The organism is Anabaenopsis tanganyikae CS-531, assembly GCF_029891675.1.
Taxonomy (GTDB): Bacteria; Cyanobacteriota; Cyanobacteriia; order Cyanobacteriales; family Nostocaceae; genus Anabaenopsis; species Anabaenopsis arnoldii.
Genome location: NZ_JANQDF010000187.1, coordinates 35,178 through 49,798 on the forward strand (window position 1 = coordinate 35,178; position 14,621 = coordinate 49,798).

A 14,621-nucleotide genomic window follows, 5' to 3' on the forward strand; every position below is an offset into this window, starting at 1 on the left:
ACTTTTACCTAATTAACTTACTCACATCTTGACTGGTAAGTATTTCTACATTCACTTGGAGATTAGTCAAATTAGCTACCTGCTGACTAGATGCTGCATCTAAACGAATTTTAGCCTCAATTACCCTAGCATCCGTAGCTGTGGTGGGGTCACTGTCTAACACATCTTTCTTCGCCACTTGAAAGCCAATACTATCGACTGTTCCCCTTAATTCACCCTCAAACGCATTACTAGGACTAGTAATAGTCGCAATTTGACCAGAGCGAATGTTACTGATATCACTTTCATAGATTTCTGCGATCGCATACATTTGATTAGTTCGACCAAGTTCCACAATTCCCCCCTCACCGATGGTTTCACCCGGATGAGCTTGAACCTGGAGAATTTGACCCGCTTGTGGGGCGCGAATATATGCTGAATCTAGTTCTACTTGCATTTTTTCCACAGTGGCGATCGCCCGATCTACTTCTGCTTGTGCTATAGCCACATCTGTAGGACGTATCTCTGCTGTTTGGGCTAAAATAGCCTTAGCTTCCTGAATTTGGGCGGTGAGGGTGCGTTGTGTTCTGGCTAAATTAGCTTGCGCACCATTCAATTCTTCCCGGGCGGATTTTAAAGTTAATCTGCGAGTATCAAGAGTGGAAATAGCGATCGCACCTTCTTGATAAAGATTTTCATAACGGCGAAATTCTATCTGTGCATTTTGTAACTCAGCTTCTAAGCGAGCGATGGTAGCTTGCTGGGTTGGGATTTCACCATCTAACTGTGCTTGCAGATTGCTCACAGTTGCTTTTCTGGCGGAAATTTCACTTGGTTGTGCGCCAGCTTTTACCTGAGCTAACCGTGATTTCATCACTCGCACTTGTTGCTGTGCTTCCTTAAGATTAGCTTGTAAGCGATCGCGATTGTCCAAAATAGCAATCACATCTCCAGCGCCTACTTCCTGACCTTCAGTCACCAAAAGTTGCGCCACACGACTAGCACCACTAACATCAGTAGGAGCCGAAATTCTCATGACTTCACCAGCTGGTTGCAATCTTCCGAGCGCATTCACTTTTGAAATCACTGGTTGACTAACTTTGGTAGTCACCCCTGGGGTTTGAGTATTGAGCGGACGAGTTATAGACAGGATACCCACCCCCATAGCTGTGAGCGAGGTCATACCCAGAGCCAATAACCAGCGAAAATTGGGGGGGAGTAGAGAGGAATTTTCAGAATTTCGCAACATTCTCTATTTCCTTACATAGCACCAACGGGTTGTTCATACTTGAAGAAACCAGGATTCAGAATCCCACAGGGGTCGTATTTCCTTTTGATTTCATTGACGGTCAACCAGTAATCACCAAATTGCGATCGCCATTTTGGTAAATCAAATTCCGCCCAAGTCGCCATATATCTTTTACCCCCCATTTGGAAGCCCAAATCAGTCAGTAAATTTAACTGCTGTAACACAACTTCCACCTGAGTTTGGGGAATACTCGGATACATTCCCAAACCGATAATTAACTCATCATCCGGTAAAGGAAACATGGGTAATTTATGATGGCGAGAATTGAGACAAAAAGAACCTATAGGTAAAGTGCGGAAATCCAAGAAATTAGGTATACGCTCCAGAGCAATCTTAATAAATTCCTGAGCACTAGAACCAGGTAAAAGTAAATCTATCCAAGTATTAGCAGTATTGACAGGATGAGGAACTTGACCTAATGGTTGAATGAACTGCTCAAAAGTCAAGTCTTCAGTGTGGATATGGCGATAAAAATTTAAATCAGCCAGCAATTCTGCATCATTTACCTGATTGACAGCATCAAATTCTACAGTAATTTGCATCCTGTAAAACCATTGAATTAATGGTTTGATCTGATTTTCTTTTCTGCTCATTCCTTGCAAGCAGGGTGAAAACAAAGATACTAAACCATCTATCCGACCTTCTGTGACTAACCCACGTGCATCATCTAAAAGTTTATCTAAATCGTCATAGCAAAGAAAATAACTGCGAGTGTAAGGGCGATATTTCCTCAGACGATTTTTAACTTTAGTAATAATACCAAATTGACCATAGCCACACAGAACATGATAGAAAAGTTCGCTGTTGTCTTCCGGTGTACACCAAATAATATCCCCAGTCCCCGTCACAACTTCCAAAGCCAAACAGTTATCAGCTTGAGAACCATAACGAAAAGAACTCAAACCTAAACCAGCAGCGCAGAGAGTTCCCCCCAAAGTCACGTCAAAGTTATTGGTCAGGACTGGGGGAATTACACCATCAGGTATAGCAGTATCAATAACTTGCTTCCAAGTCACACCAGGGTCAGCTTGGAACCAGAGTTCATCGGGGCGGAAATCACCAATTTGATTGAGATTCCTCATATCTAAGAGGATTCCCCCTTGATTCAAAGATTGACCACTTAAAGAACGTCCCGCACCCCGTGAGGAAATTGTTAAACCCTGTTGAGCAGCATATTTAATTGCTTGAGCAACATCACTAGAATCTTGCGGACGAATCACAATTTGGGGCTGTTTTTTAATAATGTTGCCAAAATCTTGAGAAACTGCTTCTAAGTCTGATTCTTTGTTACTAACTTCTCCGGCAATAATCTGTTTTAAGTCTGTAAGTATACCACTCATAACTTTAGTTTAAATTATAGTTTTTTCTTAAGAATCTTGTGTTTTATGTCCCAGCAACTGTTTAATTAATCACAGTTTATTTATTGATAATTAATGGGAATTGATACTAGTGAAAAAAACGAATTTTCAGCATTTTACAACCGATTGCGCACAAACTAGGAATTAATCCTATGAGATCAAAAAACCGAGACATTACCTGAGATAAAGTAATTTTATTGTCTGTGTTCATCACCGGTAAATTATTTGTACTTCTTTCATACTTGAATACACAAACACAGTCACCCTCTGCTTGTTTACTCAAAATTGCCGCCTTGATTCCCGGAAAAGCTCTTCTGGTAGCTTCTTGTTCCATTTCGCAGAAGACACGACAAGGACTATCAAAACCGTACTCTTTCGCCAAGGATAAAACTGGGCAAACTCTTTGTATTTCTAATGCTGCATCTGTACCATTTTGGGAAATATCTACCACATCCATCACAAAACCCATTAATCCCAGCAAGGGTGCAGCTTGGGTGAAACCTTTCGCTAAGGTGTTATGCTCGATAAAAGTACCCATCAGCGCCTTTTGTTGTTCAGGATATTTTGCCATCATTTGTTCAAAAGCGGCTGCATCTCCTTTTTCTGCAACCAGAGTTTTGTATCTTTGTAATCTCTTGCGAAACAAATTCATGGCTTTAGATTCATCTAGATTGATGATATCTTCCATGCGGAGATTACCTGTAACTAGTTCCTTTTCCATGGTCATTTCTGATTGAATAAATTATTTATATACTGGAATACAGGCAAAGTATAATTATCCACACTAGTACATATTTACAAGCATTAAGACATGATAATGCCATATCTATTTCTATGTCACTGCTCAAAGATGTATCTTTTCTGGTTTTGTTAAAAGTAAAGTCTTTCTTCATTACCTGTAGTCGCTATATGTTGGTTTGATATTAAATTTTGATGTTAAATTGTGTTCCATCATCTGGGGAGCCATCAAAACCGATTTACAACCACTCCCGAGGATTTTTCAAGACTTCTTTTAACATAGCTTCTTTGCTACCGGGAATAGGTTGATCATCATATTCCCAACTAGCAGCGGGAGGCATACAGTTAAAAACACTTTGTTGGTTAACCATACCACTAGCTAAACCAAAACGCACCCCGCGATCGCATGATAAGATAAACTCTACATAGCGCCCACGTACCAGATGTTGCCAATACTTATTTAGCTTTGTAAAAGACATATCTTTACGCCTTTCCAAAATTGGCATATAAGCAGGGATAAAAGCATCAGCGCAATCAGTCACAAAATCAAGTAGTTTTTGCGGATCTTGATTATTTAAATGGTCAAAGAAAATTCCCCCAATACCGCGGTGTTCACCGCGATGTTGTATGTGGAAATATTCATCACATGACCGTTTAAACCGCGGATAATAAGAAGAATCATACTGATCACAAACCTGTTTATGCACCTGATGAAAATGAACTGCATCTTCCTCAAACAGATATGCTGGTGTTAAATCAGCACCACCACCGAGCCACCAATAAACCGGTTGGTCACCATGACAAATCTCGAAATAGCGGTAGTTAGCATGAGCAGTGGGAGCCATGGGGTTATGGGGATGGATGACAAAACTAGAACCTGTAGCGAAATAGCGGTTAGCCTGACTGCGGGTGATTTTATCAGCTACATCTGTACCCAGAGCGCCCGATTGCTGAAAAGACATTCCCGGAGGTAACTCACCTTCTATGGCTACATAATTCACCCCTACCTTTTCCAACACATTACCATTGTGCAGAACCCGGTCAATATAGATAGCATCTTGACTACTTTCACCCACCTTCCAGACTCCCTCCTGGTCACGATTCCAGGACTGTTCACACAGATGCTTACCATCCAACGCTTCCAGAGCCTGACAAGTATTATCAAACATCCGCCTGAAAAACTTATCAATAACTCCACGCATTCCTAGTTCCTCAGTGATTTTTTCCAGTACATGGTTCATACTTATCTCCCCAGTATTAGTCAAATACTTATATCAACCTGCGTGTATTTATCTACCAGAAATCATTATTGCTACAAAACTCAACCCCATATAAACTCAGCACCCAAAATAAAACCTTCTGATCTGGGGTTCCCTATCTTTTAGTTTTTATCCTGACTCAATCCATCAAAGTCAGTCTGAAAGCTTTGCAAAAACCGCCGAAAAGTAATATCTAAAGCATCAGCAGCTACATGAACTTCCTCTGATATTTTTGGTATTGGTTGAGAATTTAAACTTGAAACCACTACTGTATCTTCTTGTGCTAATTTGTGGTCAAGCTTTCTAAAAAATCCATCAAGCCAAGGAAATGGTAAAACATTGCGATATAACACCCGTTTAACACGAGTCGTATGATCATCAATAGGTAGGTGAGCCACTAAAACGCCAAACTTGACATCAAACCTACTACCGCGACCCACACTAATTTCTGCCAGAGTAACATTAGGTAGATATAAGGTCAATTTTGTTTTCAGTTCTGGTCGTCCACCCAATAAAAAGTTTAAGAAACTTTTGGAGTTACCTAAAGATTCATAGTTAACCTTAGCCACAGCACCCCAATCATATTTATCAACTTGATAGTTAATAGTTGTATTTATGGGTATTCTCTGCCCAAAAGATTTTTTATGGACGGCGATTACATGGGTAAAATCAAGATTAGCTTCCATGAGCCGAGCATAGTTGGCATTATCTATACTATCGTCATATACAGGGCGCATAGTCGATACCATGTACTCTGGAAAAGTCGGTAAAGGAGGGCGTTCTGTTGCTGGTAAATCACCATAAAATAGCCAGACAAAACCATATTTTTCCTGGGTTGGATAGTGAGGAACACGAGCTTTTTTAGGTACAGGGGTATCAGGTGGATTAGAGGGAATTTCAATACATTCGCCATCAGCTTGAAATTTCCAGCCATGATAGGGACACCGGATACAATCCTTTTCAATCCAACCCAGAGAAAAAGCAGCCCCGCGATGGGGACATTGGTCATTTAAAGCTACTATTTCTCCTTGAGAGTTGCGATAAAGAACAAATCTCTGATTGAACATCAAAACTTGCTTTGGCCTATTGGTAATTGCAGAACTAAATTCACAAGCATACCAAAAGTTTTTCAACATCAGCGCCTTTACTTCCTTTTTCGTTGTGTAATTGGCGTAACGGGGAATTACTTTTTCATAATTATTAGCCTCACAAGTGAAAATAAATCAAATCTATTTTGTCAATGACCGTTCTCGTTGATTTTGATGATAATTCAAACCCCATCCCATAGCTAAATATTTTTGTCGTATCTGGCGATAAGCCAGGTTCATAGCATCAGCAGCAACATGAACTTCAGTTGTTAAATTATCTGGGATTAATTGGGGAATTTGTGACTCTGTGACTATTTTATCTTCTAAACCAACTTGATGATGAAACTTGATAAATAATCTATCTGCCCAAGCATAGGTAAAGAAATTACGCAGTTGAATTCGTTTACTAATGGTTCTCTGGTCATTAACGGGAACATGAATAGCATAGTTGATAATTTTACCACGACCAAAGTCACTTTCAATTTTAGTTATATTGGGTAGGTAAAAGCTAATTTTGGCATTTAATTGTGTCTTTTTTGGACCGAAAAAAGATTTAAAGATGCCATTTTTGGGCTGGGTATAATTCCTGTAGATAATTTTGGTACTTATGCCCCAATCTTCATCTTTAATGACATACTCATCTACTGTGGTATCTTCTGCCAATCCCGCACCAAAGGAATTACCATGAACTGCATAAAGATGGGCGGGGTCAAGTGCATTTTCTATGACACGGGTATAGTGAGTTTGCATCTCATATTCTAAGTAAATTGGATGCATTTTGGGGTCTTGATATTCTGGGAACGGAGGAATGGGTGGACGTGATTCTGCTGGTAAATCTCCGTAGAATATCCAGACAAAACCATATTTTTCTTGTACTGGGTAGCTCTTGACATTAGCTCTGGGTGGAATTGGTGTTCCCATTTCATTAGCAGGGATTTCTACACATTTCCCATCGGCTTGAAATTTCCATCCATGATAGGGACAACGGATACAGTTGTCTTCTCGCCAACCTAGAGATAATGCTGCACCTCTATGGGAACACTGGTCTTTTAATACAACTACTTCGCCTTGAGAATTGCGATAGAGAACAAATCTCTGATTTAACATCAAAACTTGTTTAGGCTTGTTAGTAACGGCTGAGGTAAATTCACAAGCGTACCAGAAATTTTTTAGCATTTCTCAGCTTTGAAATAAATAATTGATTGGAGTTTTGTGATCCTAAATTTTTGGCTAAAAATCGGTTTTTATGAAGCTATTGCTGATTTTTGTGGCTTTTAGTCTGTAGTTTGGCGATGAAACATTTTTTGACAGATTTTTTCTGCTGTCTTTTGCTTACAGGTATTTATTGCAGCTAATTTAAGCAAATTGAGATCAATTTGCTTGCTATTGCGCCTGTGATATTCATTTGCTGGTGCTGACACTTTCTGGATGCTATAGCCTTTGTTATGTGTCATCTTTCGGATAGATTTACTTCTCTTTCCTGGGGTACAGGTGATACTATACCAATTAACTGATGCATTAGTCAACTAGTTAATATTTTTCCCTGATGAACCATTACACGAATAAACTGGTTAATAAGTTTATTACTTGGAGTATAGTGTGGCACAAGGAGAAGCTTCGATTCGGGTTTACCTTCCCCCTGAAATTAAAGACAGGTTTAAAACAATTTGCTTTTTTAAAGGATTGAATATGTCTGATGTTTCGGCTGAACTTATTGAAGATTGGTTAGCTAAAAATGAGATGGAACTACCAAATTCCCCGAAAATATCACCATCGCCCACAGGTCAAAATGGTAATAGGTCCGCATGATTCCAAAAAGTTGATTAAATAAGCTGCAACTGTAATTGTAGTTCTGCTCTGGGTGTGTAGTTACACCGGGGTAGTTAGTTGTTAAAGCTTGGTATGCTATTATGCCAACCTGGAATAACTGCTGATGGATTTGGTGATAATTGGGTAACAACTATGGTTGAAACCCTGATGTAGCAATATTTTCATGGATTATATTGCATAAATTTGACCGCAATACCAGCGCCGACCAGAACCGTCTGGTTTTAGACATGGGGGTAAGGCGCTGGCGAGTTTATTCGCAGTCACGTTGACACTGACAAAAAAAAGTATCAAGACTGGGTATGGGTGCAAAATTCCTCCCTATTCCCTAGTTATATCCATCCCCGGCTATAGGAAAAGTGTAATCTGAGAACAAAGGTAGATCCGGATTGTCGCGGCGGGTTTCTTCATCCAGAACATGGACGACTTTGTTATAAATGTCTTCTGCTTGTTGTGGGGAATCGCCAATACTGGTTAATCCCAATTTACCAAACTGGGAAAGACAACCCATAAGATGAAAAACCGTCCCTGTTTCGGTACCGCTATCAAAGTGCAGCCGGTGATGGGCGATAATGTCCATCAAATCGTTGGGTAGTAATCCCCGATATGGGTCTTTTTGCAGGTTGTCGGTGGCTATATAGTATTTAGGCCGCCCTTGTTGACTGTAAAATAACCCTGTGGCTAGGTCGTAACGTCCGTTGGTTAATAATTTCAGGGTCATAAAGGGGTGAGTTGTACCACCCTTACGTAAGTTAATTTCAATGGCTTGAATGTCCCATTGGCCATTTCCTTGGTCAACGGTGATGAAATCTACGCCAAATCTTTCTAATGCGCCTTTTTCGGCGAGTTTTTTACCGATTTTTAAACCAAATTCCTGCAATTGTAACCGATAGCTAGAATCAGCGGGAAATTTACAACCTAGATAAATCTGTCCGTCTGGACCGCCTAGAATTTGGTCATGGGTGGAGAGAATTTCTACTTCTCCACTAGGTGTGATGCGTCCTTGGACACTGGGCGATCGCTTATTTTCTCCTTCTATAAATGCTTCTGCGATCGCCCCTAGTTCCCTAATCCGTGCGCGAAAATTCCCCCAACTTTCTTTTGCGGACTGAAAGCGCATAGTGGAGAAGCGATCGCCAATTGTGGCTATTGTTTGGCTGCGAGTAACTTTCCCTGGTGCTACATCCATGATGGGGCGCAAATCTAATAGGGCGTTTCCTTCTCCAGAAATTCCTTCATTGAGTTTGATTACTATTCTTTGTAGTGTTGGTTGGCGTTCCCATAAATCACTAGCAACTTCTGCCAAATTTTGGTGATTCCATACCTTTTCGCTACCGTCTGGTAATGGTACTCCACTTTCTGCAAATATTTGGCGACTACCGCTTTTTGTCCCCCATGTCTGTAGGTTTGGGGCGACTGCATATAATGGTACATTTAATTGTAAAGATAATTCCGCCTCTAAAAATGTGGAGTTGTAGCAGGTCATAAAGGATTTTTCTAGCCTTAATGCTTGGCGAATCCGCTCTAGCAACCGGGGACGTTCTAGAATTTTGGCGGTTAGAGGTCTGAGGGAAGCATCATAAGTGGAAAGTAGTAACAGGCGATTGCGGGCATGGGAAAATGGGATTCCTGGTAATAATTGTAAATAGTAATCAATAATACTAGGATGCAAGGGCATGGAAGTGACATAAATTAGTCTAGTGCGGGGATTTCGCAACCGCATCAAACAAAATAGTAATCTTTCTTCATAATGCTCACAGCCTTCTACTTTATGCAGTTCATGCTGGTCGATGCTCAGGGAGGGAATAATTAAAATATCCGCCTCACTATTGTCAAATAGTTCAATAGTCGGCCAGCGATCGCATAAACTTAACTGAAGATGCCGAAACTTATCAATTTTGTCGGAATCTGAAATATTCAGCGTCACCATAATCCCTAGTCCGTCTTGATTCCCAAAACTGCTTTACCTCTCTGGTATATACTAAAAAGCATCACATACCCCGAATGTGCAACACTTCTTTGAGTACTCAGTTAAGCACTAAAAACACCTAATTAACTCAACTTAAAAAAACTTAATAAGCAGATTCAATAGTTATCAAACAGGTGTTGGATGTATTGATGTTTAACTATATTGACCTACTTAATTATAAGTAAACGCGAATAAATTAAATGTATAGAGATGTTACGCAGGATGTTTGAGTTGAGTTAATGGGTCAATTACCTTCTAAAATGTAAAAATTAACTAAAAACGTTTATTACTGTACTTGTTGTTCATATCCGGAGGGGAATCATGGGACGTCCAATAATTTTGGGAATTGTCGGTGACAGCGCCGCAGGTAAAACAACACTGACCAGAGGAATTGCTCAGGTACTAGGACCTGAAAATGTCACCGTCATCTGTACCGATGATTATCACCGTTATGATCGTCAACAACGTGCAGAAATTGGCATCACGGCGCTGCATCCTGACTGCAATCACCTCGATATTATGCAGCAGCACTTATCCCTCTTACGCACCGGACAGCCCATTCTCAAACCGGTTTACAGCCACAAAACAGGTACATTTGAGCCGCCACAATACATCCGACCTACGAAGTTTGTGATTATTGAAGGGTTGCTCGGTTATTCTACTCGGGTAGCTCGTGAAGCCTACGACGTGAAGGTATATTTAGCGCCCCCGGAACCCCTACGCGCCCAATGGAAAGTTAAACGCGATACCCAAAAGCGGGGGTACACTCCTGAAGAAGTTTTGGCAGAACTAGAAAAGCGTGAACCAGATTCAGAAAGTTTTATTCGTCCCCAACGACAATGGTCTGATATAGTGGTGAGTTTTTATTCCCCTAGTGATGATGTTGATGATGGCAATGGACATTTAAATGTGCGGTTAGTGTTACGACCGACAATCCCCCATCCTGATTTTACCTCAATTCTGAACTTAACTGATGGTAATTCTGATTCGGCAATCCGTTTAGGGTTAGACCGGGATATGAGTAAACCTGTGGATGTGCTGGAAGTTGATGGTCACGCGACTTTAGAACAGGTAAGTAAATTAGAGCATATTTTATGTTCCGATATGCCTTACTTACTCAACGTGTGCGATCGCGAAGTTAATCCCGAACTAGGAAAAGTTGCGGGAACTACTGGGGAAACTTTGCAAAGTTATCCTCTGGCGCTCACACAGTTGATTATTACCTACCATATGCTCAAAGCTACCCAGATGTATCAGTAAATTGGGACTTAACTGTACTCAATACAATAGGGGGTTTTTGTGAGTTTTGTTGCCCATAATATAGCAATTACCAAGCTAATTCAGCCAAAGCCACAGCCCCCCAAAGGGGTGCATCATCACCCAAAGCGGCCGGAACAATTGTCAAATCAATTTCTGGTAAAGCTGTTTTTCGCGCCGCTTTGCGGACTACATCCCACCAATTATCCCCTGATTTAATTACACTTCCACCTAAAATAAACAAGTGGGGGTTAATCAAATTCGCCACGTTACCAATACCCAGACCCAAAGCCCAAGCACCTTTGAATAGAATCTCCTGGGCTAATTCATCACCTTGGGATGCAGCAGCACTTACTACCTTTCCCGTAATTAAATTTAAATTATTACCTACCAACCTGCGTAATATTTCGCCTCTGTGGGGTTGATTTTGCAAAGTTTCCCGCATATTCTGCGCCATATAAGGGCCAGAAGCTAACCGTTCCACACATCCGCGCTTTCCACACAAACACACAGGACCAGCAGGATCTATAACCATGTGTCCAATTTCACCCGCCATTCCCCCCATACCCCGCCAAGGCTGGCCGTTGATTATCCAACCACCACCTACACCAGTGCTAATGGTGATATAAAACAAGCTGTTGTTTCCTATACCAGCACCAAAGCGATATTCTCCTAAAGCGGCGACGTTAGCATCATTATCTACACTCACCGGAACAGTAAATTTATCTTGTAGTAAATCTTGAAGGGGAATATTTTCCCAACCTGCAACATGATGAGACAGTCGCACAGTTCCAGTGGTGGCGTCTACGGGTCCGCCAAAACTAACACCAATTGCATCAGGTTTTTGTGATTTTAGTAAAGAGTCAATCAGCGAGTACATGATTTCTAGGTCGGTGGTAGCATTACCATCATCTGGAGATAAACAACTTTCATGGCGTAACCATTCCCTAGAACCAATATTTACCAGTGCTGCGGCCAACTTCGTACCGCCAAAATCTAGGGCCAAGATTAGTGTCATAATGTCTCAACAAGAAAAAATATTTTTGTGGAATTTACAGCTTGAAAACTCGTTCTCATTACTGGCAATTATTACCTTATCTGAAACCCCATTGGCAAAATATTACTAAGGGATTTGTGGGGATTATCGGTTATGTACTGGCGACTTTAACCTTAATTAATCTTGCGGGTAGATTGGCTGAACCCTTTGGTAAGGGTGATATAGTAGCGATCGCTCAATTAGCCGGAATGCTGCTTTTAGTCTTTTTGGTGCGGGGCTTTTTTCAGTCTGTGCAGGATATGTACATGGCTAAGGTGGCTTTAAGGGTAGCTTTTGACCTCCGCAAGCGGGTTTACTCCCATCTGCAAAAACTGGATTTGAGCTATTTTGAAACGGCAAAAGCGGGTGATTTATCTTACCGCCTCACTGAAGATGTTGACCGGGTGGGGGAAGTTGTGAATAAGGTCTTTCACGATTTTATCCCCTGTATTTTGCAGCTGGTGGCTATACCCGTCTACATGATCTACCTGAATTGGCAACTAACATTAGCTACAGTGATTGTAGCGCCACTGATGGGAGTTTTAATTGGCTGGTTTGGTGAACGTTTACGCAAGTACTCTGTTAAAAGTCAAAATCGTGTTTCTGGGTTATCGGCAATTCTCACGGAGGTATTTAGCGGTATCCGTTTAGTCCAAGCTTTTGCGGCAGAAAATTATGAAATTGATCGGTTTGGAAATGAAGCAGAACGCAGTTTTAAAGCTAAATACTCCGCCGAACGCCTCAAAGCAGTTCAAATACCTATAGTGGGGTTTCTAGAGGCTGTCAGTGCCATATTTTTATTAATAGTGGGTGCATGGCAAATTGCCCAAAATAACTTGACGGTGGGAGAGTTTTTTAGTTATTTAACTGCGGCGGCGTTGTTAATTGACCCTATTGGTCATACTACTCATAACTACAACGAATTTAAGCAAGGTGAAGCATCCGTTGACCGGGTTTTTGAGTTGATGGCTATTCAACCGACGATATTAGAAAAGTCTGAGGCGATCGCTTTACCGCCGGTGAAAGGGCAAGTAGAATATTGTCATGTGTCTTTTACCTATAAACCAGGGGAACCTGTATTAAAAGATATCAATTTGTTGGCATTACCGGGTGAGTCCATCGCTTTAGTGGGTGCTTCCGGTGCTGGTAAAACTACCTTTGTTAATCTCCTACCTCGGTTTTATGACCCCCAAGCAGGTAAGATTTTAGTTGATGGTGTAGATATTCGCGATGTTAAGCTTTATAGTCTGCGGCGACAAATTGGTATTGTTCCCCAAGAAACTGTGATGTTTTCCGGAACTATTGCCCAAAATATTGCTTTCGGTCAAGATAATTTTGAGATGGAAGCAGTCACCGCATCTGCTAAAATTGCCAACGCTCACCAGTTTATTAGTCAGTTACCAGAGGGTTACTATACTTGGGTGGGTGAGCGGGGGGTAAATTTATCCGGTGGACAACGCCAAAGAATCGCGATCGCCAGGGCGGTATTTCTCAACCCGCAAATTTTGATTTTAGATGAGGCTACATCTGCTTTAGATTCTGAGTCGGAAGCATTAGTACAAGAAGCATTAGAAAGACTGATGGCGAATCGCACGGTGTTTATTATAGCTCACCGCTTAAGCACTGTCCGCCGATGCGATCGCATTTTAGTGATGGAAAAAGGGAAAATTGTTGAATCAGGAACCCACACAGAATTATTAGCACTTAACCAACGCTACGCCCGATTTTATCTCAGACAGCAACAAGGTCATCTACCCACAGAGAGTTCAAAAGAATGTTGAAAAAAATTCTGGTTTTTATGGTTCTTTGTGGTGCGGTAGTAGGATGTCAATTCTTCCCTGGGAATACCAATCATACCACCACTAGGGTCTTGAGAATTATAGACGGCGACACTATTGAGGTGAAAAGGGATGAACAAACAGTTACTGTACGTTTAGCTTGTATCGACGCACCGGAGCGAAAACAGAAGCCCTGGGGGAGTAGATCAACTGCAACATTAAAACAATTACTGCCTATTGGACAAGATGTCAGCCTCAAACCCCTATATACTGATGAATATAATCGCTTAGTATCTGAGGTGTTTGTGGGCGATCGCAATCTTAGCCTAAGTATGGTCGAAGAGGGGCAAGCTGTAGTTTATCACTATTTCCTGCGCAATTGTCCAGAGTTGAGAAATAGTTTATTGCAGGCCGAGAAATCTGCAAAGAGTCAGAAATTAGGTTTTTGGAATCAACGCCGCCCTCAAATGCCTTGGGATTTTCGGCGTTTCAACAAATAGTTTAAACAAATAATACAATACGGCGGATTTGATCTAATTGAGGTAGACCAGGGCGGTCAGGATGCGTACCTCACTATAGTTTGACAATTAATATCTGTATTTTATACTGTCAAATATTCACCCAAACAAAAAACGCCCCCCATTTCTGAGAGGCGGTTTCGATTCAGCTAAACTTTATGATTAACCGTTGATTGCAGGAGCAGTCAAAGCAACAGGAGCAACTTCACCAGCAGCCAAGTCTAAGGGGAAGTTGTGAGCGTTACGCTCGTGCATTACTTCCATACCCAGGTTAGCGCGGTTGATGACATCAGCCCAGGTAGCGATGACGCGACCTTGAGAATCAATTACTGATTGGTTGAAGTTGAAACCGTTCAAGTTGAAAGCCATGGTGCTTACACCCAAAGCGGTGAACCAGATACCGATTACAGGCCAAGCAGCTAAGAAGAAGTGTAGTGAACGGCTGTTGTTGAAGGAAGCGTATTGGAAGATTAAGCGACCGAAGTAACCGTGAGCAGCTACGATG

Annotated in this window: 12 protein-coding genes and 1 pseudogene; 4 read left to right on the plus strand and 9 right to left on the minus strand. The window is 41.4% G+C overall.

Annotated features, from left to right (window positions below; genetic code table 11):
• Positions 1-4 precede the first annotated feature (4 nt).
• From NWP22_RS18135 to NWP22_RS18160, 6 genes are all read right to left on the minus strand, one after another.
• On the minus strand, positions 5-1,228 hold the full coding sequence (locus tag NWP22_RS18135) for an ABC exporter membrane fusion protein (protein ID WP_271733039.1): 1,224 nt from the start codon (positions 1,226-1,228) through the stop codon (positions 5-7).
• A gap of 11 nt (positions 1,229-1,239) precedes the next feature.
• Positions 1,240-2,628, minus strand: a complete 1,389-nt coding sequence (locus NWP22_RS18140) for an FAD-binding protein (protein WP_271733041.1) — start codon at positions 2,626-2,628, stop codon at positions 1,240-1,242.
• A gap of 106 nt (positions 2,629-2,734) precedes the next feature.
• A complete protein-coding gene (locus NWP22_RS18145) occupies positions 2,735-3,367 on the minus strand; it encodes a helix-turn-helix domain-containing protein (RefSeq protein WP_280802210.1) in 633 nt (210 codons plus the stop codon).
• A gap of 256 nt (positions 3,368-3,623) precedes the next feature.
• Positions 3,624-4,625, minus strand: a complete 1,002-nt coding sequence (gene hemF, locus NWP22_RS18150) for an oxygen-dependent coproporphyrinogen oxidase (RefSeq protein WP_271733043.1) — start codon at positions 4,623-4,625, stop codon at positions 3,624-3,626.
• Between the two features lie 140 nt (positions 4,626-4,765).
• Entirely contained in the window at positions 4,766-5,779 is a 1,014-nt protein-coding gene (locus NWP22_RS18155; RefSeq protein ID WP_271733045.1) for an aromatic ring-hydroxylating dioxygenase subunit alpha, read from the minus strand.
• A gap of 93 nt (positions 5,780-5,872) precedes the next feature.
• A complete protein-coding gene (locus NWP22_RS18160) occupies positions 5,873-6,907 on the minus strand; it encodes an aromatic ring-hydroxylating dioxygenase subunit alpha (RefSeq protein ID WP_271733047.1) in 1,035 nt (344 codons plus the stop codon).
• A 423-nt stretch (positions 6,908-7,330) separates the two neighbouring features.
• On the opposite strand from NWP22_RS18160, the gene NWP22_RS18165 reads away from it, so the two are divergent.
• Complete coding sequence (locus tag NWP22_RS18165; RefSeq protein WP_271733049.1) at positions 7,331-7,540, plus strand: plasmid partition protein ParG; 210 nt, start codon at positions 7,331-7,333, stop codon at positions 7,538-7,540.
• Between the two features lie 346 nt (positions 7,541-7,886).
• On the opposite strand, the gene NWP22_RS18170 is transcribed toward NWP22_RS18165, so the two are convergent.
• Positions 7,887-9,488, minus strand: a complete 1,602-nt coding sequence (locus NWP22_RS18170) for a peptide ligase PGM1-related protein (protein ID WP_271733051.1) — start codon at positions 9,486-9,488, stop codon at positions 7,887-7,889.
• Between the two features lie 360 nt (positions 9,489-9,848).
• On the opposite strand from NWP22_RS18170, the gene NWP22_RS18175 reads away from it, so the two are divergent.
• Positions 9,849-10,787 (plus strand): phosphoribulokinase, encoded by a 939-nt coding sequence (locus tag NWP22_RS18175; protein ID WP_271733054.1) that lies wholly within the window; start codon positions 9,849-9,851, stop codon positions 10,785-10,787.
• A 67-nt stretch (positions 10,788-10,854) separates the two neighbouring features.
• Here the strand turns inward: NWP22_RS18175 and NWP22_RS18180 are convergent, their stop codons facing one another.
• The gene (locus tag NWP22_RS18180; RefSeq protein ID WP_271733057.1) at positions 10,855-11,802 is read right to left on the minus strand and encodes an ROK family protein; all 948 of its coding nucleotides are present in this window, start codon (positions 11,800-11,802) and stop codon (positions 10,855-10,857) included.
• A gap of 41 nt (positions 11,803-11,843) precedes the next feature.
• On the opposite strand from NWP22_RS18180, the gene NWP22_RS18185 reads away from it, so the two are divergent.
• Together NWP22_RS18185 and NWP22_RS18190 are read left to right on the plus strand one after the other, a co-directional pair.
• On the plus strand, positions 11,844-13,601 hold the full coding sequence (locus tag NWP22_RS18185) for an ABC transporter ATP-binding protein (RefSeq protein WP_280802211.1): 1,758 nt from the start codon (positions 11,844-11,846) through the stop codon (positions 13,599-13,601).
• Complete coding sequence (locus NWP22_RS18190) at positions 13,595-14,098, plus strand: thermonuclease family protein (RefSeq protein ID WP_271733061.1); 504 nt, start codon at positions 13,595-13,597, stop codon at positions 14,096-14,098. The genes NWP22_RS18185 and NWP22_RS18190 overlap by 7 nt, the downstream gene beginning before the upstream one ends.
• Positions 14,099-14,278: 180 nt before the next feature.
• Here NWP22_RS18190 and NWP22_RS18195 read toward each other — a convergent pair.
• A pseudogene (locus NWP22_RS18195) lies at positions 14,279-14,621 on the minus strand (photosystem II q(b) protein); the annotation flags it as partial.

Excerpts from the sequence above, each read along its gene's own strand:
- NWP22_RS18135 (WP_271733039.1), bottom strand. The coding sequence starts at position 1,228 with ATGTTGCGAAATTCTGAAAATTCCTCTCTACTCCCCCCCAATTTTCGC.
- NWP22_RS18140 (WP_271733041.1), bottom strand. The coding sequence starts at position 2,628 with ATGAGTGGTATACTTACAGACTTAAAACAGATTATTGCCGGAGAAGTT.
- NWP22_RS18145 (WP_280802210.1), bottom strand. The coding sequence starts at position 3,367 with ATGGAAAAGGAACTAGTTACAGGTAATCTCCGCATGGAAGATATCATC.
- hemF (WP_271733043.1), bottom strand. The coding sequence starts at position 4,625 with ATGAACCATGTACTGGAAAAAATCACTGAGGAACTAGGAATGCGTGGA.
- NWP22_RS18155 (WP_271733045.1), bottom strand. The coding sequence starts at position 5,779 with ATGTTGAAAAACTTTTGGTATGCTTGTGAATTTAGTTCTGCAATTACC.
- NWP22_RS18160 (WP_271733047.1), bottom strand. The coding sequence starts at position 6,907 with ATGCTAAAAAATTTCTGGTACGCTTGTGAATTTACCTCAGCCGTTACT.
- NWP22_RS18170 (WP_271733051.1), bottom strand. The coding sequence starts at position 9,488 with ATGGTGACGCTGAATATTTCAGATTCCGACAAAATTGATAAGTTTCGG.
- NWP22_RS18175 (WP_271733054.1), top strand. The coding sequence starts at position 9,849 with ATGGGACGTCCAATAATTTTGGGAATTGTCGGTGACAGCGCCGCAGGT.
- NWP22_RS18180 (WP_271733057.1), bottom strand. The coding sequence starts at position 11,802 with ATGACACTAATCTTGGCCCTAGATTTTGGCGGTACGAAGTTGGCCGCA.
- NWP22_RS18190 (WP_271733061.1), top strand. The coding sequence starts at position 13,595 with ATGTTGAAAAAAATTCTGGTTTTTATGGTTCTTTGTGGTGCGGTAGTA.